We start from the raw sequence: 24,579 nt of genomic DNA, 5'->3' as shown, positions 1-24,579 counted from the left end.
CAGGGTGCCGCAGGCGCGCCCGGGTGCGGCGCCCGACCCGCGGGATCGCGGGCCTCAGACCGCGAGCGGCGCCCCGACGCACGGGCGCCCGGCCCGCTCCAGCAGGTCGCGCACCCTCGCCGTGAGGTCGCTCAGCTCGAACGGCTTGCCCAGGAAGCTCTCCCCCACCCCGGCCCGGGCGTACCCGGCCAGGTCGGCGGTACCCACGCTGGCCGAGATCACCAGGGTGCCGGCGACCGGCTCCAGGCCCTCGGCCCGCGCCCGGGCCACGAGCGCCAGCCCGTCCAGGGGCCCCGGGAGGTGGACATCGGTGACCAGGAGGTCGAAGGGCGGGGTGGCCGGGAGGGCGGCGGCGGCCAGGTGTCTGAGGGCCTCGTCGGCGGTGCGACAGGTGGTGACCTGGCAGCCCGCCGAGGTCAGCACCAGCCGGACGAGGAACGCGATGTCCTCGTCGTCCTCGACGAGCAGGATGGTGTTCACACCTTCTTCATCGTCCTTCACACGACGAGTCGGAGGGGTCCCAGCGAAATCGTTTGCAAAGTTTCCGCCGCGGCCAGGAGCAGCGATAGTCCCTGACCAACGGACCCTCCGCGGGGCGGGAATCGGGTCCGTTGGTCAGGGACTATCGGGCGGACGCGGTGTGGCCAGGGGTCAGGCGGCGCGGCCGAACGACTCGAGCACGGTGAGGACGTGCAGGAGGCTGTCCTGCACGACCATCTCCTCGCGGGCGGCCTCGCGGACCAGCCCCGCGAGCGTCGTGCCGCCCGAGAGCTGGCTGCCGGCCGCCTTGGCGAGCGCCCGGACCTCGTTGAAGAGCTGGAGGGCGCTGGCCGGGTCCTCGAGGCGCACCGCCTCCACCCGCCCGTTGAACGCGAGCAGGCTGATCTGGGAGAGGACGAGCTCCACCTTGCCCAGCGGACGGTCGAGCCCGGAGGACAGCTCCTGGAGCTCGTGGAGCGCGCCCGCGGCCGCCTCGATGTCGAGCGCCAGGTTGTCCACGAGCCCGCGCAGGTCGGCCATCCGCACCGGGTCGGCGCCCTGGGTGCTGCCGTCGGGGGCCACGTGGGAGGCCCCGAGGTCGGTGACGAAGACGTCGATCACGTCCAGCTGCATCTTGGCCGAGGCCACGGCGAACGTGAGCTCGGCCAGGTGCTCGCGGATGCTGGCGATCGTGTCCGCCACGGGGGTCACGAGACCCGCGAAGCGTCCGGCCTCGTCGTTGATGAGGCGCGCGACGGCGGAGAGCCCGGCACCGGAGTCGCCCACCTGGTAGCCCAGGATCTGCGAGTTGAGGCTGAAGCGACGGATGGTGCGGGCCAACGTGCGCAGGTAGGCCGCCTGGTCCCCCAGCCTCGCGCTCTCGGAGGTGAAGGGCCCCAGCCCGCCGACGAGGGTGTCGAGGGCCTGCACGAGCGCCGCGTGGGAGTCGTCGAGCTCGCCGTGGACCCGTCCGCGTCGCGCCGAGGGGTGCTGCCCGCCGCTCGCCGTCGCCTCCGAGCGCAGCGCCACCTCACGCGGCAGCAGCTCGCGCTGGAACTCCCGGTAGCTGGGGTAGCCGGCGGAGGCGAGCAGCTCGAGCAGCCGGACGTAGCCGGCGTCCGCGACGTCGCGGGCGGCCATCCCGCCCGCGGCCAGCTCCTGCTCGTGCTCGAGCACCTGGGCGTACAGCCCCGAGACGACCTCCATCGTCGCCGTGTCGCACGGCTTGGCGCGCACCGACAGGTACTCGCCGCCGGGCACGGGCCGGATCGAGGCCAGCGTCCAGTAGTGGCTCCCGTCCGAGGCGAGGTTGTCGGTGTAGGCGACGATCTGCCGTCCCTCGGAGATCTCCGTCCAGAGCAGGCGGAAGAGACCACGCGGCATCGAGGGGTGGCGGACGATGGAGTGCGGGGCGCCGACGAGGTCGGCCAGCTCGTACTTGGAGACCTGGGCGAACACGGTGTTGCCGGACAGGATGTGACCGCGGTCGTCCGTGCGCGAGAAGAACAGGTCCGAGGGCGGGAAGGTCGTCTCGAGCCCGTTGGGCGCGGGACGGGTGCGGGTGGCGTTCATCGGCTGGCTGCTCCTGGCGGGACGTCTCCGGGCGGCGGGGCTCACGCAGGACGGGTGGCCGGTGCGTCCGACCGGCCGGCGGCGGTGCCGGCGGGTGCCGACGGGTGGAGCAGGGGACGCACTGGGCCCATCGTCCGCGCCGGCCGGTGGCTGAGGTGACCTTGGTCCCCCGGGCCGGGGCCACCCGGGGCCACCCGGGGCCACCCGGGGCGCGCCCCGGTGTCCCGGCGCGCCTCCCACGGCGTCCCCGGGCCAGACGACGCGCCCGTGCACCCCGGCCGTTGCGGACCGCAGCGGATTCCTGAAGAGACGCTGCGCTCGGGCGTCCCAGGAGGCACGATGGTCCGTACCCCCCGAGGTAACGGGTGTGCAGGACGCCCGCGCACGCCCGTCCCGGAGCACCGCCGTCCCACCGCCCCAGCGTTTCCGGCAGCACCACCGACAGGACCACCGACAGCACCGCCGCCTCCCGCAGCACCGGCTCGATTCCCCCCAGGAGCCTCCGTGACCCGACCCAGGGATACCTCGTCCCAGGACACGCGCCAGGACTCGCAGAGCGACGCCCGGCAGGAGGGCCGCGCGCCGCGGCGCCGCGGCCGTGGGGGCGACGAGGCGGGGACGCGGTGGCCGGCGCCGCCGTCGATCGATCGCCAGCGCGTCATCACCGACATGGTGCGCACCTCGACGTTCCAGCGCTCGGGGCCCTTCCGTCCGCCCGCGGCCGTGGACGGCGGCCCCGGCTCGACGGGACGCACCGGCGACGGTGCTGCCCCGCAGGCTCCCGCTCCGCTCGAGCCGGCCGAAGGCCTCGGCGACGGCCGGCGCTCGCCGGGCGACGACTCCGCCGAGGTCCCTGGCGACGCCATGCCAGGACCCGACACCGCGGAGGCCGCGGCGACGCCGGACGCCGTCGACGACCACGACGGCCACAGCGACCACGACGGCCAGGGCGACCACGGTGACCGCCCCGGACCCCCGCTGCCCAGCCGCAGGACCCCCACCGGCCGCCCCCGCCGGCTGCCGGACCGCCGGACGATCGCCACCCACGGCGTCCTGCTCGTGGCGTACGTGGGTGCCCTCCTCCTCGGGCGCCTGCTCGTCGGCCCGGACGGGGTCTCGCTGGTGTGGCCGGCGCAGGCGGTCGCGGTGCTGGCCCTCCTCGTCCTGCCCACCACCCGACCACGCGCCGTCCTGGTGAGCGTCGGCCTGCTCGGCATGCACGCGGCGGCGAACGCCCTCACCGACGCCCCGCTCTCCCTCACGGTCTTCGGGTCGTTGAGCGGCCTCCTCGAGGCGTGGGTGGCCGCGGTGCTCGTGCGGCGCTACCTCCTGGGCAGGCTCCCCCACCCCTCCGACCTCCGCGCGGACGAGCCGGTGGCCGAGGCTTCCGCACCCTCCGCCGCACCCTCCGCCGCACCCTCCGCCGCGCAGGACGCGACGCCCGTCGCCGAGGAGGCGGAGCACGACACCGTGACAGCGGAGCTCGACACCGCGGCGCCGGAGCCGGCCGAGGGCGAGAAGCCGGTGGACACGGCGCCCAGTCCGCGGCGCCGGCGCCTCCCGCGGATCGGCTCGGAGCTCGGCGGGGGCGGCGTGGACGTCGAGCCGCAGCCGCGCCTCGTCTCGGCGATGGCCGTGTTCCTCGCGGTCGTCGTGCTGGCCTGCGCGGTCGGTGTCTCGTTCGCGGTCGCCGGCCTCACCCTCAGCGGGTTCCCGGTGGAGCCCAGCACGGTGGGCGCCTGGTTCGCCCGGCACGTCCTCGGGATGATCCTCGTGCTCGGCGCGGTGCTCCTGCTGGGGGCGGTGGACGTCGCGGGCACCGTGACCGCCAGCGCGACCGTCGCCCGCCTGGGTCGTGGACCGCTGACGGCCGGCCGTCTGGGCGAGCGCGGGGAAGCGCGGGCCGCGGAGGACTCGGCGCGCGCGACGACGCCCACGCGGGGCCACGTGCCGCTGACGCTGTGGGTGGTCGTCTGGTTCGGGGTGGCCGTGGCCTGCCTGTTCTGGCCGTACGCGCAGACGGTGAGCATCGCGCTCCTGGCGTTCGCCTGGATCGGCGGTCGGAGCCGCGCACGGCTCCTGGTCGCGCTCACGTGGGCCTACGTCGTCGCGGTGCTGGTGCTCACCGGCAGGGGCCTGACCACGTTCAGCACCATCGACGACACGACCGCGGAGTCGTTCGCCGTCCAGCTGTTCCTCTCCTGCGTCATCGCCGCGACCGCGATGGCCTACGCCTACACCTGGGACTACCAGCGGTTCACGGGGACGCTGGCCGCCAACCGTGCCTTCCACGTCCAGCGGGCGCAGCTGCTGGGGGCTATCACCAGCCACGTCACCGACGCCCTCGTCGTGGCCGACGAGGAGGGCCGCGTGGTCGAGGCCAACGACGCCGCCCGCCGGCTCCTCACGCACCTGAGGCGCCCGGGCGACGGGCAGCACCTGGACGCCTGGCTCCGGGCAGCGGACGGCACACCGCTGCCGCCCGACGAGCGCCCCTCCCGCCGGGCGCTCGTGGAGGGCGTCGTCGCGCCTCAGGACGTGCAGGTGGAGACCGTCGACGGCGGCCACCTGGTGCTCACCATCTCGGCGCGTCGGCTCGATCCCGGCACCGCCGGGGGTCGCGCCCGCCCCCTCGTGCTGGTGGTCGCCTCGGACGTCACCGAGGAGCGCGACCGGACGAACCGCCTGGCCGAGTTCGCGCAGATCGCCGCCCACGACATCCGCGGCCCGCTCACGGCAGCCTCCGGGTGGCTCGAGATGGCGTCGAGCCATCTCCAGCCCCAGGGCGAGGGGGGCGAGGGGGGCGAGGGGGGCGAGGGTGCCGCGAGCGGTGGCTCCGGGTCCACCGAGCACGACGAGGCCTCCGCCGAGCGGGCGCTGGCCGCGGTGGACCACGCCGCCCGGGCGGTGGAGCGCATGGACGACGTCCTGGCCGACGTCCTGGCGCAGGCGACCGCCGAGGGGGCGGCCCTCCAGGCCGAGGAGCTGGACCTGCTCGGCCGCGGGGGCCTGTTCTCCCAGGTCGTGGCCGAGGCGGCGCCCCACGCGCGGGTCCGCGTCGACGCGTCGGCGTCCCGGGTCCTGGCGGACCCGATGATGGTCCGCCAGCTCCTGCGCAACCTCGTCGGCAACGCCGCGAAGTACGTCCCCACCGGGCACCTGCCGGAGCTGGCCGTCGACGCGCACCGCGAGGGCGACCGGCTCGTCGTCCGGGTCACCGACAACGGCATCGGCATCCCGGAGGAGTGGCAGGAGCGGGTGTTCTCCCGGTTCACCCGGGCCCACGCCCACCTCACGACCTACGAGGGGACGGGCCTGGGCCTCGCGATCTGCCGCTCGGTGGTGGAGCGGCACGGGGGACGCATCTCCTGCTCCACTCCCCCGCGCCCCATCGACCCCCACGGCGGCCCCGGCACCACCTTCACCTTCGACCTGCCCGCCGCGCGGGGGCAGGCCGACGACTCCTGAGTCCCCGGGTCAGCCGCGGGGCACGAGCGTGTACCGCCCGACCACGCGACGGACGTTGCCGGCCACGTCCTCGCCCGTCGCCGTGTAGCGGACGACCGTGCGGGTGCCCCGGAGCGAGACCACCTTCTCGGTGACGTCGCACCCGGCGGAGCCGGAGAGCCCGTCGCGGGCGACGCAGCGCGGGGTCGGCGCGACCCCGCGGTACGTCCGGCCCGGCCGTACGCCGGTGACGTGGACCTTCGGGGCCACGGTGTCGATGTGCAGCCCGGCGACCGTCGCGGTGGCGGACCCGCCGTCCTTCGCCGTCACCGTGCCCGAGGTGCCGACGGACCTGCCGTTCCGGGTCAGCACGAGCGCGGAGGGGCAGGACACGAGCGCGGAGCCCTGCGCCTGGCAGGTGAAGCTGACCGTCACCGGCGTGCGGTACCAGCCGTGCACGGGGTTGTGGGCGCTGCTCACCGTGGCGCTGATCGTCGGGTCACGGCGTTCCACCGAGGCCTGCGACGAGGTCGCGTCGTCGCTGCCGAGGTAGCGGGCCGTCACCGTGCGGGTCGCGCCCGTGGGCACGGCCTGGGAGAGGACGGCGGTGCCGTCGGCGAGGGCGGCCGTGCCGAGGCTCTCGCCGTCGACGAGGAACTCCACCGTCCCGGTCGGGACGAGCGTGGACGGCGCGGCCGCGCTCACCGTGGCGGTCACCTTGGCCCGACCGACCGCCACCGCCGTGGTGGTGGACGTCGCGGCGACCGTCACGGTCGTCGTCGCGGCCGCGGGGAGGAACCGCCAGTCCCCCGCCTGGTCGGCTCGCACCTCGCAGGTCCCGGCGTGCGCGAACGTCACCGTGCTCCCCGCCACCGTGCACGCGGTGCCGGTGGTGCCCGCACCCACCGCGAGGGTCACGCCGATGGAGGAGGCCCCACCGGTGGTCGACAGGTCGGCGGTCGTGCCCACGGTCGCCTCGTCGGGGGCGTCGTCGAAGGACACGGACTGCGCGGCGCGCGTGGCGGTGTCCTGGGATCCCTCGAGGTCGGCGGTGCCGGCGAAGCTCGCGGTCACCTGGGCTGCCGAGCCGGCCGGCACGTCCTGGTCGAGCGTGGCGGTGCCGTCGGCCAGGTCGGCCGTCCCGACCACCTCGTCGCCCAGGCTGAAGGTGACCTCGCCCTCGGGCAGGAGCGTGGACGGGTCGTCGACGCCGACCGTGGCGGAGAGCGAGCCCGCCTCGACGTCGAGGTCGGTGGTCGTCGGGGCCGGGTCGACGGTGATGGTGGCCGTGGCCGTCCCGTCCAGGTAGGAGACGTCGTCACCGGCCTGGGTCGCGACGATCTCGCAGGTGCCCGCGTGGGCGAAGCTGACGGTGCTACCGGTGAGGGTGCAGGCGGCGTCGCTGGTGCCGTCGCCGACCGACAGGACGACGTCGTTCCCGCTCCCGCCCCCGGTCACCGTGAGGTCCGTGGACGTGCCGGCGACCGTCTCGGTCGGGGTGTCGTCCCCGAACGTGACGTCCTGCGCCGCCAGGGCGTAGGTGACGACGACGGTCGGGGTGGCCTGGTAGGACGCCGTCGTGACGGTCGTGGAGGAGCCGAGGTCGGCGTCGACGTGCGAGGACCCGCCGGCCCCGGAGGCGTACTGGCCGCCACCGCCCCCGCCGTACCAGCCGGCGCCACCGCCGCCGCCGGAGGTGTTCGAGCCGCTGTTGAAGCCACCCGCTCCGCCGGCGCCGAACGAGCCGCTGCCACCCGCCGTCCAGTACGAGCAGTCGCCGGTGCCGTAGGAGCCGGCACCCCCGGCGGACTCGGTGCCGGGCTGGGCGGCGATCGCGCCGCTGCACCCGCCCACCACGTTGCCGGCGGCCCCGGCGTCGCCGCCCGCAGCGCTGCCGCTCCCGTAGAAGGCCGCCCCGCCCCCGCCTGCCGCCACGACGACCCGGTCGGCGAGGGCGTCCCCGTCGAGGCGCAGGTCGCTCGCGCCGCCGCCGCCGCCCGACGTCCAGGAGCCGGCGGCGGCGCCGCCGTTCGAGCCGCCCGAGCCGCCGGAGGAGTAGGAGCCGGCTGCCCCGGCGCCGCCCACGTGGGCGGTCAGGACGTCGCCCGGGCTCACCGCGAGGTCCGTCTCCACGACGGCGCCGCTGCCGCCCCTCGTCCCGTCGTAGAAGGTGGAGCCACCCGAGGCACCGACCGCGCGCACGTGGACCGAGGTGATGCCCGCGGGCACCGTCCAGCTGCTGTTCGTGAAGGTGGCGGTCACCGTCGTCGTCGCGGCCGTGGCGGGCGCGGTCAGCGGCGTGCCGACCACGACCACCGCCAGCCCGCCGGAGGCACAGGCCAGCGCGACGCCGCGCCGTAGCAGCCTGGCCGTGCGACCGGCGGGGAGAGCGGCCGAGAGACAGGCCGAGAGACCGGGCAGGGACCAGGACGTGGACGGACCGGGCCAGCGCATCGCGACGGCTCCTTCTCCGCTCGCCGCGAGCGGGGCCGGGGAACGGACGCCCGGAGCATAGGAGCGCTCTTCAGCCCGGTGCGAGCACCGCCGCACCACGATCTAGACCGGATGCGTCCGCTACTCCCTGACGCCTGCTGGGCGGCCCTGACGGCTCAGGACTCCATCGCCTCCGGCAGGCTCACCGGCTCCTCGTCTCCGAGGAGGAAGGCATAGCTGAAGCCGGCGATCAGCGCGCCGGCGATCGGGGCGACGATGAAGAGCCACAGCTGGGCGATGGCGTCCCCGCCGGCGAAGAGACCCACGCCGATCGACCGGGCCGGGTTCACCGAGGTGTTCGTGACCGGGATGCTGATGAGGTGGATGAGGGTCAGCGCGAGGCCGATGGCCAGCGGCGCCAGGCCCTTGGGCGCGCGGGAGTCGGTGGAACCGAGGATGACGAACAGGAAGATCGCGGTGAGCACGACCTCCGTCACCAGGCAGGCCAGGAGGCCGTAGCCCATGGGCGAGCGGTCGCCGTACCCGTTGGACGCGAAGCCGCTCTCCGTCGCGGAGAAGCCGTCCTGCCCGCTGGCGATGAGCAGGAGCACGGCGCCGGCCACCACGCCTGCGACGAGCTGGGTCACGATGTAGGCCGGGGTGTCCTTCCAGGCGTTGCGTCCGCCCGCCGCGGCACCGAGCGTGACGGCCGGGTTGAAGTGGCCACCCGACACGTGCCCGACGGCGTAGGCCATGGTCACGACGGTGAGGCCGAAGGCGAGCGCGACGCCGAGCCAGCCGACCCCGACGTCCGTGTTCGAGGTGGCGAGGACGGCCGTCCCGCAGCCCCCGAGCACGAGCACGAAGGTGCCCAGGAACTCGGCGGCGAGACGCTTGCTCATGCTGGGTGCGGCCATGCGGGTCCCCCTGGGGTCAGCCGCACCGGGTGCGGCGTGGACCGCCGGGGCGGGTGGCGCCTGGACACCGGCAACGCGCTCCCCCCGGGCGGCGTCGGACCCCCGAGCCAACCGCCACGGACCCGCGCCACGCCTCGCCCACCACGGGTGAGGCGGGCCGGACGTCGCGGTCGTCAGTCCTGGTCGAGCCACTCCGCGGGCACGGTGTCGCCGATGACGAGCGGGCGCCCGAACGACTCACCGCACGCCTCGGACTCCCCGGTCGCGGCGGAGAGGAGGATGCCGGCCTCGCGGCCGGCCGCCTCCAGGAGGTCGGCGAGCTCGAGGGCCTGCCGGGCCACGACCTGGGCGTAGGCGCGCAGCTGGCCGGGCGCATACCCGTTCTCCAGGCCGTCGCGGAGGTGGGCATAGGTGCGCTGCAGCGCGGCGGACTTCTCGTAGACCTGCTCGTGCTCGGTCATCTCGGGCTCCTGGCTGGCGGTGCTGGGGCGGACGGCGCGCGTGGGATCCTGCTCGACACGCGCCTGCTCCGTTCCTCTTCGGCAGCCGCATCCCCACATTGAGGTACATACGTCCACCGCCCCCGCGATCCTCACTGTGCCGCCGGCCGGGCCGCCGCGCGAGATTTCTCGCGCCGCCGGTCCCAGGGTGGTGCCGGGGTGGTGGGCGCCGTGTGACGCGGGGCGGCACCAGGGCTGTTCCGCGGGACTCCGGCGCCGGTGACGCCCCTCCCCGCCGCGGCGCCCGCGTGGTAGACCCGACCGCACCGGGAGGTGACCCGGGTCACGGGAGGGGTGCGTGTGATGAGCGGTCTCTTGCAGGGCACGGCGTGGGTCACGGACGCGGGGCTGGAGACCGACCTGATCTTCCACCGTGGGATCGACCTCCCGGAGTTCGCCGCGTTCCCCCTGGTCGAGGAGCACGAGGGGGCACGGCTCCTGCGCGAGTACTACCTCGCCTTCGCCGCGATCGCCGACCGCGCCGACGCAGGTCTCCTCGTCGAGACCCCCACGTGGCGGGCCAACCCCGACTGGGGCGCCCGCGTGGGCTACGACGCTGCGGGCCTGGACCGGGTGAACCGTCTGGCGGTCCGCCTGGCACGGGGCATCGCCGAGGGCGCCGACCTGCGCCGCGCGCTCGTCTCCGGGGTCGTGGGGCCCCGCGGCGACGGGTACGTGGCCGCGGGCTCCGACGCGGACGAGGCGGCCGACTACCACCTGCGCCAGCTCCGCTCCTTCGACGCGGCCGGCGCCGACCTGGTGCACGCGATGACGATGACGGCACCCGCCGAGGCGATCGGGATCGTCCGCGCTGCGCGCTCGGTGGGCCTGCCGGTGGCGGTCTCCTTCACGGTCGAGACGGACGGCCGGCTCCCCGACGGACGGACGGTCGCCGAGGCGATCGACGTCGTCGACGAGGTCGCCCCCGCCGACTGGTACGGCCTCAACTGCGCCCACCCGCTCCACGTGCTGGCCGGCCTCGACGGCGGCCCCTGGCAGGAGCGCCTCACGTTCTTCCGGCCCAACGCCTCCACCCTCAGCCACACCGAGCTGGACGAGGCGGACGACCTCGACGCCGGCGACCTCGACCTGCTCACCGGCGCGACGGCCGCCGTGCGCGACCGGATGCCGGCCGTCCGCGTCGTCGGCGGCTGCTGCGGCACGGACGCCGGGCACGTCGCCGCGCTGTGGGGCGTGGCCCGCTCCGGGGCCACCGCCGGCACCGCGGGCTGACCCGTTCCCGATCGCACAGCGCGGCGGGCGAGCCCTCCCCCGGCCCGGCGGCCGTCCCTAGCCTCGGCGCATGACGTCAGGGGGATCGTCACGTCCGCCCGCCGCGCCCGCCGCCACTGGTGCCCCCGCTCCGGCACCCGCGGGGCCGGCACCGCTCGGCCGCGGGCTCCTGGCGCCCGCCGCGCTGCGTTCGCTGCTGGTGCTCGCGGTGCTGCTCGCGTGGGTCCTGCTCCCCCTCGACCACGCGACCCTCACCCCGGCCATCGGCCTGGCCTTCCTGGGGCTGGCCACCGCGGAGGTGGCCGAGGTCCGGCGCGTGCACCCTGCCGGACGCCGAGCAGCGGCCGTGCGCGCCCTGGCCCCGCTCGCCGGGGCGGTGGTGCTGCTCGCGGCGCCCGGTGACGCCGGCACCCCCGCCCGGGCCGCCGGTGCGGTGCTGGCCGTCCGCGCGGCCGGGGACCTGCTCGCCCTCGCGACCGTCGGAGACCGCACCGGGGCCAGGGCGTGGCTCGCGGGGCTGGCCGCCGCCGAGACGGCGGGGGCCGTCGCCGGGCTGCTGCTCACCGACCTCTTCGGCCAGGCGGCGCTGGTGACGCTGGCGTTCGCGTGGCTGGCCGGCGGGCTGGTCGTCACCCTGCGCGCCCTGGAGCCCCGCGATCCCACCGCCGACCCCACCGCCGGCCCCGTGACCACTCCCGTCGCCGACCCCGACGACCAGGACGGGCGGCCGTGGGTCACCGCGCCGATCCCCCGTGGTGGGGCCATGACGCCCGACGAGCGGGCCGCCCTCGCGGACCGCGTGCACTTCGACGGTCCGCAGGCGAGACAGCGGCTCGCGCGGTTCGTGCTGCTGCTGGTCCTGGCCACCGTGATCGCCACCTACGGCGTGCTGGCGGGCTCGGTCGCCGCGGTCATCGGCGGCATGATCGTCGCCCCGCTCATGGGGCCGATCCAGGCCCTGGCGGTCGGCCTCGTGGCCGGGGCCGGGCGTCGCGCGGCCCGCGCCGCGCTGGTGCTGACCGGCGGCACCCTGGCGGTGCTGGCGGTCTCGATGCTCATCGCGGCCACGACCCGCGACCTCGTCGTCCTGCTCGACGGGGAGCAGGTCCTGGCCAGGACCGCCCCCGCCCTGCCCGACCTGGCCGTGGCGCTCGCCGCCGGGGTCGCGGGCGGGCTCGCGCTCGTGCGCGCCGACGTCGGCGACTCCCTGCCCGGCGTCGCGATCGCGGTCTCGCTCGTGCCTCCGCTGTGCGTGTCCGGCTCGTGCCTGGCAGGCGGGCGACCGAGCGAGGCCCTGGGCGCCTTCCTGCTCTTCGCGATCAACATGGTGGCGATCGTCGTGGCGACCGGCGCCGTCCTCGTGCTGCACGGCTTCGGGACGGTCGCCGGGCTCGGCGGCCACCGACTGCTCACGCTCTCCCTCGCGGGCGGGCTCGCCCTGGCGGTCCTGGCGATCCCGCTCGCCACGACCGGCCTCGACGCCGTCAGGAGCGAGGACGAGGAGGCCGCCGTGCGCTCCGCGCTCGACGCGTGGCTCGCGCCCGTCCCGGACGCCCAGGTGCTCCAGGTCGTCACCGACGACGGCGGGGTCGGCGTCCTGCTGGTCTCCGCGGTGCGTCCTCCCCCGACCTCCGACCTCGACGCGCGCGTCGAGGAGATCCTCGGCCGCCCCGTGGACGTCTCGGTGCAGTGGCTGGAGCCGCGCACCTCCCCGTGAGGGCCGCCCGGGACGGCTCACGTCCAGGAGAACAGGGGCCCCCACGCGACGGCCACGAGGGCCGCCCAGGCGCCGAGCACGGGCAGGGAGGACGTCTGCCAACGCTCGAGCGCCGAGAACGGGCGCGCCTGCCGCGCGAAGCCGATCGCCAGCCACGCCGAGCCCACCAGGTCGCCCAGCAGCAGGAGGTTGAGGCCGAGAGCGGCGGCGCGGTTCGGCGTGAGGCCGAGCTCGGCGATGCGTCCGGCCATGGCCACCAGCACCACGAGGTCGACCGCGACGGCCGCGAGGAGCAGCGCGACGAGGCCCCGGTCCCAGGCCCCCACCGGCGCCTCCGGCCGGCGCGCCGAGACGGTGTAGAGCCACAGCCCCAGGACGACGACCAGCACGACCGTCATGAGGACGAGCAGGTCGCGGTCCACCCCCAGCACCCGCGGGTCCAGCGCGAACGCCACCAGCAGCGCCACCAGCAGCGCCAGCACGAGCGGCGAGAACACGCGGGCCAGCACGGGCGCCATGTTCTCCACGACGCTCTGCTTGGCCTCCACCAGCCAGGCGGCGACCACGGTCGCGCCGGCCGCCCCGCACGGCAGGACCCACGAGAGCAGCACCGGTGACGCGTCCACCCCCACCGCACCGAAGACGGCGAGCGAGAGCCCGATCAGGGCGCCTCCGCCGGCGGCGAGGAGGAAGTAGTAGACGGCCCACTCGCCGGTGAAGCGCACGAAGTCCATCCGCCGGGCCGGGTCGCGCCACCGGCCCCCGGTGTAGAACGCCCCGGCGAGCAGCCACCACACGACGGGGGCGTGCGCGGCGGCCAGCACGAGGGTGTCGCCGCCGGCCTCGAACGGGGACACCAGCAGGACGACGAGCAGCGCGACCCAGCCCGCGGCGGCGGTGAGCACCACGCCGCGCGGCACCCGGTGCCGCAGGCAGAACGAGCCGGCCAGCCACGGGAGCACGAGCCCCGCGCCCGCGCGCCACACCACATCGGTGTCCATCAGCCACAGCGCTGCGCGGAACGTGAGCGCTGCGCCGACGGCCAGCGCCAGCACCAGCCACGTCCGCCGGCGGGAGGCGGCCCGGGCGGCGGGGCCCCGGTCCTCGTCGCTGAGCACGAGCTGCTTCCACAGCCGCTCGGAGTGCACCGCGGCGAACTCCCGGGAGAGCGCGTCCATGCTGCCCATCCGGGAGACGGCGACGAGGAAGGCCTCGTCGTCGGAGAGCCCGACGGCCCTCAGGTCGTCCACCTGTCCGCGCAGGTGCTCCTCGAGCTCGGCCACGTCGTCCGCGCTCAGCACCGCGCGCCGCCGCACGAAGCCGCGCCACTGCGCGACCTGCTCCTCCAGACCGGAGCTCACGCGAGCACCGGCCCCGACAGCGGACCGGCCGCACCGGGCGCGTCCCAGACCCGGGCCAGCGTCTGGCTCACGACCGCCCACTGGCTCTGCCGCTCGGCGAGCTGACGCCGACCGGCCTCGGTGAGGGCGTAGTGCTTGCGCCGCCGGCCCTCCTCCGACGTCCCCCAGGAGGCGCCGACGAGGCCCTGGCGCTCGAGCCGGTGCAGGAGCGGGTAGAGCATCCCGTCCGTCCACTCCATGCGTCCGTCCGAGAGCTCGCGCACCCGCTTGAGGATCGCGTACCCGTACGAGGACTCCTCCTCGGCCAGGATGCCGAGCACGAGCGGCGTGGCCGAGGCGGCCACGAGGTCCTTGTCGATGTGCACCACGCACTCCATCCCTAGATCTGCTAGGTAACGATACCTAGCAGCGCAAGGGGTGCCCCCGCTGCACCGGGGCCCCGGGGGCCGTCGCTCAGGTCAGGATGACGACCAGGCCGACCGCGAACACCGCGTAGAAGCCGGCCGACAGGGCCAGCCGGCCCGGGGTGAGGCGGTGGGTGCGCATGAGGGTGAGCAGGTAGACGATCGCCGCGATGGTGACGGCGCCCGACCAGGTCAGCGCGGCGTCGAAGTGCCAGCTGGTGAAGAGCAGACCGAGGCCGGAGGGCACCGTCGCCTGGATCATCATGGCGCCCGAGATGTTCGCCAGGGCGAGGTGGGTCTTGCCCTGGCGGACCCAGATGACCGCGTTCATGATCTCCGGGAGCTCGGTGGCGACGGGCGAGAGCAGCAGCGCGGTGACGGTGGTGGACAGGCCGAGCATCGGCCCGACCGCGTCCAGCTGCTTCACGAAGAGCTGCGAGGCCACGAAGATGACCGCGAGCGTGCCGAGGGTCTGCACCACGACGGCCCACGTGGCCGGGGACGCGGCGCGCGGCTGGAGCTTGAGCGGCTCGAGCGCCTCGGACTCGCCGGGCTGCTCGTCGTCCTCGGCCCTGATCTCGCGCCAGAAGTAGACCGCGTAGGTGGCGAAGAACAGCAGGCCCAGGGCCGGCTTGAAGGCGAAGGCGACGAGGCCCAGGGCGACCTTGAGGACGAAGACGGGGAGGAACCAGGTCTGGTCCTTGGCGAGGCGACGCATCTCGTCCGGGGTGCCGATCGCCTCCTGGTCGCTCGGCGTGGCCGCGTGGGTGCGGCGACGACGCAGGAGCAGCATCGCGCCGGTGACGCCGTAGGCGACCGTGGCGAGCGCCAGCGGGCCACCCATGGCGGCGCCCACGCCGATGTCGCGGGCCTCGGGCGTGGCGCCGGTCGTGACCGCCACCAGGGTGACCACCGACTCCGGCAGGGCGGTGCCGAACGCGGCGAGCACCGTGCCGACGGCCATCTTCCCGACGTCGAGGCGCTGCCCGAGCCACTCGACGGCGTTGATGAACCACTCGCACGAGAGGTAGATCGCGATCGCGCACGCGATCAGCAGGACGAAGTGGAGCATCGCGGCTTCCAGGCCTTTCCCGCGCCGCGTGACCGAGGCGGACGAGGGACCCGACCACTTCGGCCCGTCGGCGCACTGACGTCGTCAACAGGACCGAAGGTCTCGCCCACCCGCTCCGCGGGCCCGGCCACCGGGAGCGGGGCTCCAGTGTGTCGACGACCGGTGTTGCAGGGCTACTCCCCTTCGCTCCCTCGAGGTTAGCCCACGCTGAACCGATGGTTGCCATCGGCACCTGTCTGGTGGCTGCGGGTGCCGGGGTGGCGTTCGGTCCTCGTGGTGGCGAGGACCGAAGCATGCCGGCCGGCTGGCTGCATCGCGCTGACCTGGGGTGACGCGTTCTGTGGCGTGGCGTTGGGGGCGTTTGGTCCTCGTGGGCACGAGGACCCAAGGCCGGCCGCCGGCCGCCGACACAGCATCGCGGGCGCCTCCGCACCGCCTACCTGTCCAGCAGCGCCTGGTTAGCATCCGTCAGGTGACGTCCTCCACCCCTGACGGCAGCTTCCTGACCTTCGCCGACCTCCTCGGCCTGGCCGGCATCGACAGCGAGGACGTGCGGCTGGTGCGCCATCAGGACGGCCGGCTCCGGCCTGGGAGGCTCCACGAGGCGTGGCGGCAGGACGCCGGTGCCTTCGAGCAGTACCAGGCGACCCAGGCCCGCGAAACCTGGCCGGTCGGGTGCCGCTTGGCGTCGTTCATCGTGACCGAGGCGCGCAAGACGGTGTTCGTCGGGCTCTACCGCGTCGACGGTGTGGGATCGGCGGAGACCGGCAGCCTCGACGTCCTCACCGGAGCCGACGTGTCCGGCCATCTGCAGTACGACCTCGTGCTGTTGAACGACCTGGCCGCCTACCGGGACAGGGTCGTGATCGACTGGGGCGCCGGGACCCGCAGCTGGGTGCAGCGGGCGGCCAACCAGCCGAAGCCGATCCTCGAGATCGCCGACCAGTCCGAGCCGCGGTTCCCGGGCTTCCGGGAGTTCGTCCGCCCGGTCGAGGACGTCCCCACACTGCCGCCGGGCTGGCAGCAGGTCCTGCGCAGCGTCAAGGGGGTCTATCTGCTCGTCGACATGGACTCGGGCCAGCAGTACGTCGGCTCGGCCAAGGGCGCGGACAGCCTGTACGGGCGGTGGCTCCAGTACGCGACGGACGGACACGGCGGCAACGTTGGGCTCAGGAAGGCCGGCGAGCACGGCCGCCGCCGCTACCAGGTCTCCGTGCTCGAGGTGGTGGACGAGAACACCCCCGACACGACGATCGAGCAGATCGAGTCCTACTGGAAGAACAAGCTCCTCACCCGCACCTTCGGTCTCAACGTGAATTGAGACTGCTCAGCCCGCCGCAAGGGAGTCCAGGCCAGGAACGCGAGGGGCGAACGCGCGGGGGGGGAGGGGACGGTGCTGGGCACCGTCTGGGCCATTCTCATTGAGCGTTGTCGGCAGAGCGGACCGCGGTCGGCCGGCTGGCGTGAGCCCCGGCCCACGGGGACACCGCGTGCGCTACAACTGGGTGATGACCCAGACCGATCCTCTGCAGATGGTGCAGGCCGTCCGGGAGTCGTCCGCGCGCGTGGTCACGAGCCTCGAGGCGCTGGACGAGAGCCAGTGGCGGCTGCCCAGCCTGCTTCCCGGCTGGTCCGTGTCGCACGTCGCGGCGCACCTCGCCCTCAACGCCGAGGCGCTCGCGGGCGCGGTCGAGGCTCTGCTGAGCGACGAGGCCCGGACCATGTACGCCTCCGACGCGCAGCGCGACGACGACATCTCTGGGTTGTCGGCAGCGAGCCCCGAGGAGATCCTGAAACGGCTGGCGGACGGGTGCCGACGTCTCGACCCCCTGCTCGTCGAGACGCAGACCAACCGAGCTCCGTTGGGTCTCGGTCGGATCGAACGCACCCCCGGTTCCGGCCGGTGGATCTCCACCGCCGACGTGGCCGGCATGCGCTGGCACGAGCTCGAGATCCACCACTGCGACCTGGGCCCCGCGGTCACCGCCTACTCGCCTGCCGACTGGCAGACGGAGTTCATCGAGCAACTGCTCTCGGGTGCCCCCGATGTCGGCGATGTGGCCGGCAAGCCCTGGGAGGCCGCCTGGAGCGCCACCGGTCGCCCGCCGTACCCCGGAGGTGCGGCTTCGGTCTAATGCGGCAGCTACGGGGGGACGGCAGCCTCGAGCAGCGGCGTTGCAGCGGGAGATGCAGCGCTGGGCATGTCGGAACGAAGAAACCGCCTCTGACGTCTGCGTTTCCGCAGGTCAGAGGCGGTTTGGTTCGGTCGGGCTGACAGGATTTGAACCTGCGACCCCTTGACCCCCAGGCGCGGCTTCACGGGCGCTGGAGAGGCGCGCAGGTCTCGCTGAGCCTGAATGCCCGCCACGCAGTCTCGCGTCACCTGCCTCCGTCTCGCGACGTTGCAGCCGTCATTGCAGCCGCTGGTCAAGAGGTAACCGCCACCCCTCAACAATATGGGGCCGCGTCAATCTTGCGCACCTCGGCAATTTCCCGATCGAGCGGACTGCGAGGCCCTAGCGTCCCCCTATGGAGGTTCACGAGTGGCCAAGGTCCCGCTGACGACGACGCTCCAATCTAGGGCCAGAACGACCCCGCCGGGACGGCTCCACTTTCGAGCGTCGTCGACAGTCCCGCGGCGTCCGCGCCGCCTTCGGCACATCCGATGACCGCATCCAAACCTACTTCAGGTGGAGTTGGAACCGTGAGCACCGGCACTGGCGCCGGACTGAGGAGGCGCTGGTGCCGGGTCCGATAGGTACAGCGTCGGAGAAGAGCCAGTCAGCGACCTGGTTCACGCGGCCTCCAGCGAGGGCACTCCCCTGTGGAGATGCTGGGTGACTGGCCCAGCCTCCGCATCCATCAACCTCAGATTCGGCTCTTCGTTCGCCCTACTCATGCGTGGTACAACCCGGTCCGAGCCGAGCCTCCCAGCTCCGCTAGCGCGAATGGGACACGACTGCCCCTTGAAACGACGGGGTCACCAGACCGTGCAGCAGACCCGAGCGTTGTGCCCCTCGAATGGACTCAGAACCAACCTGCATTCGCCTAGGCGGTCACATCCGTCGCGCCGCCGCCGAAGCCATCGGGATAGTCTCGTAGGGCGGCTCGTACCAGCGCGAGGGCGTTCACGTCGTCCTCGTTGTACTTAACGAGCTGCTCCCAGGCGGCGGCGTCGCCTGCTCTCGCCCTCTCGATCCAATCGTAGGTGGTGTCGCCCACGAGGCCCTCCGTGCGCCAGCTAGCCCCAGCGAGGGCCCCGATGCGCTTGAGGCCAAGACCCTGTGTGCTGGAGAACCGCGAGCGGATCAGGCCGAGCACGTCCGTGGCCATCGACGCCAGCGTGGCACCGTCACCGCCGAGGCGCTCGAGGTGCTGCCTCTCAGCGTTGCCGTAGTGGTACAAGCGCACGGTCTCCCCCGCCTCCTCAGCCGAGGCGACGATGTCCTTGAGCCGGGCGACAGCTTCGGATGCGAGTTCTGCGAAGTCCTGCTGGATGGAGGCGGACCCGATGCTGATGTAGGCCGGGTCGCGGTCGACGACCCTCCTACGGACGAGCATGCCCCAGAGGTACACGTTCTGGTCCCGGTCGTATTCCACGTCCAGGTCGATCTCGACATCGGCCTCGTCGAGAAAGAACGGTTCGAGGCTGGTGCGTCGCAGTTGCCCGGTGCCCCCAGCGGATCGTGCGGAATCGCCATCTTCGCTGACGGCGACGACTGGCAGGATGCGAGTGACGACATCTTCGATCTGAGCCAGCAACCCTTTGGCGGCGAGGGCCTTGCGGATGTCGTTACGGGTCGTGGTGAAGGCCGCGGCGATCGGCACCGTAGCTGCGGCCTCCTCGGCCTTCTCGACCAGGTCGATCAGCGCCTGGTGATCGGCGTTGGTGGAGTCGTAGGGGCCGAAGGCGACGTAGAAGACATTCTTGTCAAAGTCCCGGGGACCGAATAGCCCGACGTTCTGGAGCGGCGTGACGCGCTTGAGCAAGGTCTCCGAGTTGAGTATCCCGGTGAGGTAGCGACCCTCCGCCACCGAGGCCACCGGCGCCCAATACAGCTTGTGGTCGATGACCGCCCTGTCGTCCTCGACCCTCGCGGCGGCGAGGGCCGTGCCGGACTTGGTGTACACAACGCGGTGCGAGGCGATCGGCAGCTGAGACGACAGCTGCGTGTGATAGTCGACGCGGGTGAGGAGGTCGGAGTCGTCATTGGCGACCTTCCCCACGCCCCACGCCTGCTCGGCCTTGGCCCACCAACCGGAGAGCCCTGGCGCTTCAGCGATCTCGCTAGGCAGCAAGAGGCGGTCGCTGCCAAGGGGCAGGACACTCAGGATGGGGTCGAGCGCGCGATATGGTGCGATGGTCTCGCCTAAGTGCGTGGGGTGGATGTGCTGACTCTCGACCGAGCCCGTGAGCGTCTCGACCTTCCTCCACGGGTCCTTCTCGGCCGTCGTCCGACGGGACCGGACTAGCCTGCGCCCAGCGCCGGCGCCGAGTGCCGTAGCCGGTGCGTCCTCGACGGTGACTAGGACTCTGGGCACCAGGATGGCCCCCTGCCGGAACTTGCGCTTGTAGGGCGAGACAGGGAGGTCGGCGTCGGAGTTGAGTTGGGCGACCTTGCGCGTCGTGATCGTGAAGGTGTTTTCGGCGGCAGCCCAGGTGACATCGGGCGTGCTAAGCGTAGAGGTCCACCGCTGGACTTCCGGCTTCATGCCGACCGCAGGGTTGGTCGAGGTGCCGGTGATGACGCAGGAGACCATTGGAAAGCCGGTGGGCGCGTCGGTGAGGTCCCAGGTCTCGCCGAATGCCACGGTCAGCGCACCGGTCTGCGCCGAGGCCCACTTACCCGACCGAAAGCCTGTGTGAGGAAGTCTGGTGATCGTGCCGTGGGGCATTACGAAGGCGAATGTGCCGCCGGGGTGGAGATACATCTCGACCGCGCGCGAGACAAACAGCGTCGACAGGTCCCGACCAGATGCCCCGAGGCCGCCGCTCAGTAGGTTGCGGGGCTTGGCGAGCGCCTTGTAGCGGCCCTTCATCGCCGGGGTCATCTTCGAGTAGCGCAGCCAAGGCGGGTTGCCCACGAGAACATCGACGCGGTTTTCGGGGATAGCGAGCCAGATGGGGCGGATCAGGTTTCGGACGTAGTAGCCCCAGATGTGGTCGCGGCCACTGAGAGCGAGGTCGCGGAGCGTGGCGAAGGTCTTGCCCAGGACGTCGCGGTCCTCCTCAGCGATCCTGAACTGGTTGAGCACTGGCGTGATGAGGGTGCGGTGCTTCCTGCCGGTGTTGTCGAGGGCCAGGTCGGCCATCCGCGAGACGAGGCGGTCGAAAGTCGCGGCGTCCTTGAGTACCGACACCGGGAACACGAGATCGTCGTCGCCGATGATGCCGCCGCCCTCACCGACGAGCTCGTCGCTGGTCGTGGCGATCGAGACGGCGTCGTCACGACTAAATAGGTCGCGGTTCTGTTCCCACTGGAGGGAGTCGCCAAGGTAGATAGGCACGGTCATCTCGGGACGCTCCGTATCCCGGAGGCGGTCGGTGCCGATCGCCAGCAGGTAGGTGACGCGGGCGAGGGTGACGGCGACGGGGTGGATGTCCATTCCGAGGACGTGCTGGGTGAGCCCTGCGATGGCGTCGCCGACACCAACTCCGTCGGCATCCGCAGCGTTGAGGTAAGCGCGGACTGCATGGAACACGAAGGTGCCGGACCCGCACGAGGGATCCAGGACGCGCTGGGTGAGGGGGGCGGTGACTGTGGAGGCGACCACGCGGTCGGCGAGCCAGTCTGGGGTGTAGTACTCGCCCAATTCCTGGCGCGATTCCTGGACGATGATCGACTCGTAGAGGTGCTTAAGCACGTCGTGCTCGACACCGGCCCAATTGAATCGAGAGAGCCGGTCGGCGAGCGTGCGAACGAAGGCCTCCCCGCCGGGGACTGCGACGACCCAGTCGAAGAAGTCGGCCTCGACGACGCCGTGGATGAGCGCCTGGTCGAACTGGCGACCGGTGACGAGGTCCGGCGGCGAGACGGGACCGGCCGCGGAGATGTCTATGTCCAGCACCGCGTGCGCGATGATCTCTGCGGTCAGGACGAGCAGCGTGTGGTTGATGAAGGTGTCCGAGCTGTCCTGGAACGACGAGCCGAAAGCCGTCTTCAGGAGCTTTGCCCAGAGTTCACGCTTGAGTGCGACCTCCGCGTTGTTCCGGTTCGCCTCGTAGAGGGCGGACAGCTCGCGGAAGTCCAGCTGATGGGCCGGAGAGTTGGCGCCCAGGCGCTGCTCGATCTCGGCCGGGACCGGCGGGACCGCGGTCTCGCTGGCCAGGATCGCCTCGATCCACACCAGCAGCCGATCGGCGTCGCCGGTGTTGGTCAGTCTGGAGACCTCTACCAGGTCGCCGCCTGCGGTCAGGTCGTAAAGAGTCCAGTCGACGCCATCGGTGAGGATGCCGACGAACCGGCGGCCGTATTGCTGGTGACGAGTCTGCACGTACCCCCGGAGCTGCTCCTCGCCGTCAGCCCGGACAGCGGGGCTGCGCAAATCCTTCTTAACCTCGATCACGCAGTGACAGATCGCCACGTCGATGCGTCGGCGGGTGCTGTCACCGGTCGGCTGCTCAAGCTTCGGGACGACGTCGTCGCTGGTCAGGTTCAGCTCACCACCGGCGAGGACGGTCTGGATGTCCGACTGGATGTCGGCCTCTGTCTGAGTGCTCCGCGTCGCCAACCGCTCCACGGCCCGCTTGATCGTCTCGTTGACCATAGGTCCCCCTTGTTCGTCGCCCTCGGCACCCTACTGCTGGCAGTCACAAGCTGTACGTTGGAAGTCTCGACACGCCGCGCCGTTTGCGTTGCGCAAATCTCCACCTCAGATGAGGTTACATTTGATGCAACCGCTCGGATTCGCCAGTCGGAAGCAGGCACGCATGACCATCTACGCCAATCCCTCCGAAGCCACCACGCAACTAGAAGCGATGGGCATACCACTGGAGGGGCTACAGCGCGTCGTCGCCGCTGCCGTCGGGGGGAAGGCATTGACCACGTCCTTCCACCCGAGCTTCGCCGGCGGCACCTACCTCTACCACGAAGCGACCGCCGCGATAAGGCGCGTGCTGGTGCCGCTCGGGTGGGAGCACGACGAGGACGACCAGCAGCCACGAACCTTCTCGGCGGATCGCCAGATGTCGATCGTCGTACAGACCGGCGATGAGAACACCGGGCTGCTCGGTGGCGACGAGCCTCGCGCTCGCAGCCCCAAGGGCAGCGCCACCGCACGCAAGATCGAGGCGAACCGCGACCAGCTCACGCTGTTCGACCTCGGTCCCGCTCACGACGGGAACAGCAACGGCAACGGGATGCTCACCTGGGTGTTCCTCATCAATGTCGAGGCGGATGTCGCACGGGCGGAACTGTCTCTCCCGCGCCACGTCTTGGCAGACGGGCGGCCGTGCGACCTGCTGCACCGAATCATCCTCCCGGAGTATGAGATCGGCACCCCGGTCGACGCGGACGCCACGCCCACGCCCGACGTCGAGCCCGACGTCGAGCCCGACGTCGACGTCGATGTCGCCTGGAAGCAGTGAACGAGTCGTTCACACCGGAGCGGCTCACCTTCGCGCGCAACCGGGCTGGGCTCACCAGGGTCGCGCTCGCTCGTGAAGTGGGCGTGGCCCCGCGATCGCTGGCGTACTGGGAGGACGGGACCCACCCGCCCTCGGACGACAGCATTGCTCAGTTGTCCACGGCGCTGGACCTCCCGGTGTCGTTCTTCTCGGCAGAACCGCTTGAGGAGGTGCAGGCCGACGCTGTCTCGTTCCGGGCCCTGTCAAAGATGAGCGCCGTCAGGCGCGACGCTGCCCTGGCCAGCGGTGCCTTCGCCATCGAGCTCGTCCACTGGCTCGAGGAACGTTTGCACCTGCCCGTAGTCGACGTCCCCACCTACGCCCGGGGGGCGGCCGACCCTGACACCGCCGCTCAACGGCTACGGCTTGAGTGGGAGCTCGGCTACGCGCGGATCAAGAACGCTGTTCATCTCGTCGAGGCCCACGGCGTCCGGGTGTTCTCGCTCCCAGAGCGCCTCACCGAGGACGTCGACGCGTTTAGCTTCTGGTGGCAGGGAACGCCCTACATGCTGTTGAACACGCGCAAGAGCTACGAGCGGCTGCGGTTCGACGTCATGCACGAGCTCGGCCACCTCGTGATGCACGGGGACTACGACCTGCCGCGGGGGCGGGAGCGCGAGCAGGAGGCGAACCGCTTCGCAGCGGCGTTCCTCATGCCCGAGGCCGACATCCTCGCGGCCGGGCTGCGCAACGCCGGCGCCGAGAAGGTTGTTGCCGCCAAGCACCGCTGGTCGGTCTCAGCCATGGCCCTAACCCATCGGCTGCACGAACTCGGCGTGACGACAGACTGGACATACACCAGTACGTGTCGACGGTTGAGTCAGTTGGGCTACCGCAGCGGCGAGCCGGACAACGCTGCAACACCACGCGAGGCCTCCCAGCTGCTCGAGAAGGTGTTCGGCATGTTGCGTGAGCGCGGCATCAGGCCAGCAGACATCGCTGCGTCGCTGCACGTGCACCCGTCCACGCTCAACGATCTGCTCTTCGGTCTGGTGCTTACGGCAACGACGTCTGCTGGCCAAGGACCGGCGACGTCGACCGTCTCGTCGACCCGTCCTGCGCTCCGCGTCCTACCAGGGGCTAATTGACGTCCTGACCTCAAGGCGATCGTCGAGCTCGGTCTCAGGCCACGCCGAGGCCGGCCGAGAACCGGGGCCATTGCCCCTCGGCAGGCGCGCCGTATTCGGCCGCGTCGTCGGCACCCATGACGGTGGTGACTTCGCCCGCGACCTCTCCGTCATCCCACAGACGCTCTCCACCGACCTCGGCGGCACACAGACCCCGTCGAAGGGCCACCGGGTCTGCTGCACGAAATCGATGACACCCGTTGCTCGTCCAGCAGAAGTCCCAAACCACAGGTGAAGACGTCCCCGCGGTGTGGCCTTAAGTGGTCCACGAGTCGGCAGTTATCCACAGGCCGCCGGCGCACCCCTAGCAGGAGCCCGCTGAGTGTGGTCCGATGCTCAGCAGAAGCATCAATCGTCCGCTCTCGCTCGGGGAGGCGGTCGGGGGGCCCGCTTCCTTTCGAGAGCCGTCTCGGGAGGTACGCACCATGCTTGAACTCGTTCCGCAACTCATCACCGCAGCACCTGACTTCAACTCCGACGGCATCGTGGCCTGGGGAGTCAAGAACATCATCCCGGTCATCCTGCTGTTCGTCGGGATCGGCATCATCGCCTCGTCCCGCAAGGGGCAGATGTCGCAGAACGCCCTGACGGTCACCAACATCATGCTCGGCTGCATAGTGATCGCCGGCGCCGCCTTGTTCTACGGCTTCGCCGACAACATTGCCGCGTTCGTCTTCGGCGGCTGAGCC

The 24,579-nt window shown here is 72.2% G+C and carries 17 protein-coding genes; 8 read left to right on the top strand and 9 right to left on the bottom strand.

Annotation, left to right across the window (positions count from 1 at the left end; genetic code table 11):
• Positions 1–54: 54 nt before the first annotated feature.
• A complete protein-coding gene (locus tag E8D37_RS00305) occupies positions 55–480 on the bottom strand; it encodes a response regulator (protein WP_168929552.1) in 426 nt (141 codons plus the stop codon).
• Positions 481–651: 171 nt separating this feature from the next.
• A complete protein-coding gene (locus E8D37_RS00300) occupies positions 652–2,052 on the bottom strand; it encodes a PAS domain-containing protein (protein ID WP_136567769.1) in 1,401 nt (466 codons plus the stop codon).
• Positions 2,053–2,556: 504 nt separating this feature from the next.
• On the opposite strand from E8D37_RS00300, the gene E8D37_RS00295 reads away from it, so the two are divergent.
• The gene (locus tag E8D37_RS00295) at positions 2,557–5,520 is read left to right on the top strand and encodes a PAS domain-containing sensor histidine kinase (RefSeq protein ID WP_136567768.1); all 2,964 of its coding nucleotides are present in this window, start codon (positions 2,557–2,559) and stop codon (positions 5,518–5,520) included.
• Between the two features lie 9 nt (positions 5,521–5,529).
• Here the strand turns inward: E8D37_RS00295 and E8D37_RS00290 are convergent, their stop codons facing one another.
• The 3 genes from E8D37_RS00290 to E8D37_RS00280 all read right to left on the bottom strand — a co-directional run bounded on the left by E8D37_RS00290 (position 5,530) and on the right by E8D37_RS00280 (position 9,310).
• Complete coding sequence (locus tag E8D37_RS00290) at positions 5,530–7,953, bottom strand: Ig-like domain-containing protein (RefSeq protein ID WP_136567767.1); 2,424 nt, start codon at positions 7,951–7,953, stop codon at positions 5,530–5,532.
• 155 nt (positions 7,954–8,108) lie between these two features.
• Complete coding sequence (aqpZ, locus tag E8D37_RS00285) at positions 8,109–8,849, bottom strand: aquaporin Z (protein WP_206055493.1); 741 nt, start codon at positions 8,847–8,849, stop codon at positions 8,109–8,111.
• Positions 8,850–9,022: 173 nt separating this feature from the next.
• Positions 9,023–9,310 carry a hypothetical protein gene (locus E8D37_RS00280; protein WP_136567766.1) on the bottom strand — a complete coding sequence of 96 codons (288 nt, stop codon included), beginning with the start codon at positions 9,308–9,310 and terminating at the stop codon, positions 9,023–9,025.
• 342 nt (positions 9,311–9,652) lie between these two features.
• On the opposite strand from E8D37_RS00280, the gene E8D37_RS00275 reads away from it, so the two are divergent.
• Positions 9,653–10,582 carry a homocysteine S-methyltransferase family protein gene (locus E8D37_RS00275; RefSeq protein ID WP_136567765.1) on the top strand — a complete coding sequence of 310 codons (930 nt, stop codon included), beginning with the start codon at positions 9,653–9,655 and terminating at the stop codon, positions 10,580–10,582.
• Between the two features lie 70 nt (positions 10,583–10,652).
• Entirely contained in the window at positions 10,653–12,299 is a 1,647-nt protein-coding gene (locus E8D37_RS00270; RefSeq protein WP_136567764.1) for a DUF389 domain-containing protein, read from the top strand.
• Positions 12,300–12,316: 17 nt separating this feature from the next.
• Here E8D37_RS00270 and E8D37_RS00265 read toward each other — a convergent pair whose 3' ends face one another.
• The 3 genes from E8D37_RS00265 to E8D37_RS00255 form a co-directional block, all read right to left on the bottom strand.
• On the bottom strand, positions 12,317–13,660 hold the full coding sequence (locus E8D37_RS00265) for a permease prefix domain 1-containing protein (protein WP_136567763.1): 1,344 nt from the start codon (positions 13,658–13,660) through the stop codon (positions 12,317–12,319).
• Positions 13,657–14,028, bottom strand: coding sequence for a helix-turn-helix transcriptional regulator (locus E8D37_RS00260; RefSeq protein WP_240770093.1), 372 nt, complete (start codon positions 14,026–14,028; stop codon positions 13,657–13,659). Before E8D37_RS00260 ends, E8D37_RS00265 begins: the two co-directional genes overlap by 4 nt.
• An 85-nt stretch (positions 14,029–14,113) precedes the next feature.
• Entirely contained in the window at positions 14,114–15,136 is a 1,023-nt protein-coding gene (locus E8D37_RS00255; protein WP_136567762.1) for a sodium:calcium antiporter, read from the bottom strand.
• 472 nt (positions 15,137–15,608) lie between these two features.
• Here E8D37_RS00255 and E8D37_RS00250 point away from each other — a divergent pair, with 472 nt between their 5' ends.
• Both E8D37_RS00250 and E8D37_RS00245 read left to right on the top strand, forming a co-directional pair.
• Positions 15,609–16,457, top strand: coding sequence for a GIY-YIG nuclease family protein (locus tag E8D37_RS00250; protein WP_136567761.1), 849 nt, complete (start codon positions 15,609–15,611; stop codon positions 16,455–16,457).
• Between the two features lie 187 nt (positions 16,458–16,644).
• On the top strand, positions 16,645–17,271 hold the full coding sequence (locus E8D37_RS00245; RefSeq protein ID WP_136567760.1) for a maleylpyruvate isomerase family mycothiol-dependent enzyme: 627 nt from the start codon (positions 16,645–16,647) through the stop codon (positions 17,269–17,271).
• Positions 17,272–18,184: 913 nt separating this feature from the next.
• On the opposite strand, the gene E8D37_RS00240 is transcribed toward E8D37_RS00245, so the two are convergent.
• Positions 18,185–21,904: an N-6 DNA methylase gene (locus E8D37_RS00240; RefSeq protein ID WP_136567759.1), complete on the bottom strand. Its 3,720-nt coding sequence runs from the start codon at positions 21,902–21,904 to the stop codon at positions 18,185–18,187.
• A 163-nt stretch (positions 21,905–22,067) separates the two neighbouring features.
• On the opposite strand from E8D37_RS00240, the gene E8D37_RS00235 reads away from it, so the two are divergent.
• The 3 genes from E8D37_RS00235 to E8D37_RS00225 all read left to right on the top strand — a co-directional run bounded on the left by E8D37_RS00235 (position 22,068) and on the right by E8D37_RS00225 (position 24,576).
• Positions 22,068–22,724 (top strand): hypothetical protein, encoded by a 657-nt coding sequence (locus E8D37_RS00235; protein WP_136567758.1) that lies wholly within the window; start codon positions 22,068–22,070, stop codon positions 22,722–22,724.
• Positions 22,721–23,851 carry an XRE family transcriptional regulator gene (locus E8D37_RS00230; RefSeq protein ID WP_136567757.1) on the top strand — a complete coding sequence of 377 codons (1,131 nt, stop codon included), beginning with the start codon at positions 22,721–22,723 and terminating at the stop codon, positions 23,849–23,851. The genes E8D37_RS00235 and E8D37_RS00230 overlap by 4 nt, the downstream gene beginning before the upstream one ends.
• Before the next feature lie 464 nt (positions 23,852–24,315).
• Complete coding sequence (locus E8D37_RS00225; RefSeq protein WP_136567756.1) at positions 24,316–24,576, top strand: hypothetical protein; 261 nt, start codon at positions 24,316–24,318, stop codon at positions 24,574–24,576.
• Positions 24,577–24,579: the final 3 nt, after the last annotated feature.

This window comes from Nocardioides sp. GY 10127 (assembly GCF_004919085.1).
Taxonomy (GTDB): domain Bacteria; phylum Actinomycetota; class Actinomycetes; order Propionibacteriales; family Nocardioidaceae; genus Nocardioides.
Note: the sequence above shows the minus strand (reverse complement) of the source record. Positions and strands in the feature narration are given on the sequence as shown.

What these genes read in the sequence shown, in the direction of transcription:
- E8D37_RS00300 (WP_136567769.1), bottom strand. Translation starts at nt 2,052, where the DNA reads ATGAACGCCACCCGCACCCGTCCCGCGCCCAACGGGCTCGAGACGACC.
- E8D37_RS00290 (WP_136567767.1), bottom strand. Translation starts at nt 7,953, where the DNA reads ATGCGCTGGCCCGGTCCGTCCACGTCCTGGTCCCTGCCCGGTCTCTCG.
- aqpZ (WP_206055493.1), bottom strand. Translation starts at nt 8,849, where the DNA reads ATGGCCGCACCCAGCATGAGCAAGCGTCTCGCCGCCGAGTTCCTGGGC.
- E8D37_RS00280 (WP_136567766.1), bottom strand. Translation starts at nt 9,310, where the DNA reads ATGACCGAGCACGAGCAGGTCTACGAGAAGTCCGCCGCGCTGCAGCGC.
- E8D37_RS00275 (WP_136567765.1), top strand. Translation starts at nt 9,653, where the DNA reads ATGAGCGGTCTCTTGCAGGGCACGGCGTGGGTCACGGACGCGGGGCTG.
- E8D37_RS00270 (WP_136567764.1), top strand. Translation starts at nt 10,653, where the DNA reads ATGACGTCAGGGGGATCGTCACGTCCGCCCGCCGCGCCCGCCGCCACT.
- E8D37_RS00255 (WP_136567762.1), bottom strand. Translation starts at nt 15,136, where the DNA reads ATGCTCCACTTCGTCCTGCTGATCGCGTGCGCGATCGCGATCTACCTC.
- E8D37_RS00245 (WP_136567760.1), top strand. Translation starts at nt 16,645, where the DNA reads ATGACCCAGACCGATCCTCTGCAGATGGTGCAGGCCGTCCGGGAGTCG.
- E8D37_RS00240 (WP_136567759.1), bottom strand. Translation starts at nt 21,904, where the DNA reads ATGGTCAACGAGACGATCAAGCGGGCCGTGGAGCGGTTGGCGACGCGG.
- E8D37_RS00235 (WP_136567758.1), top strand. Translation starts at nt 22,068, where the DNA reads ATGACCATCTACGCCAATCCCTCCGAAGCCACCACGCAACTAGAAGCG.
- E8D37_RS00225 (WP_136567756.1), top strand. Translation starts at nt 24,316, where the DNA reads ATGCTTGAACTCGTTCCGCAACTCATCACCGCAGCACCTGACTTCAAC.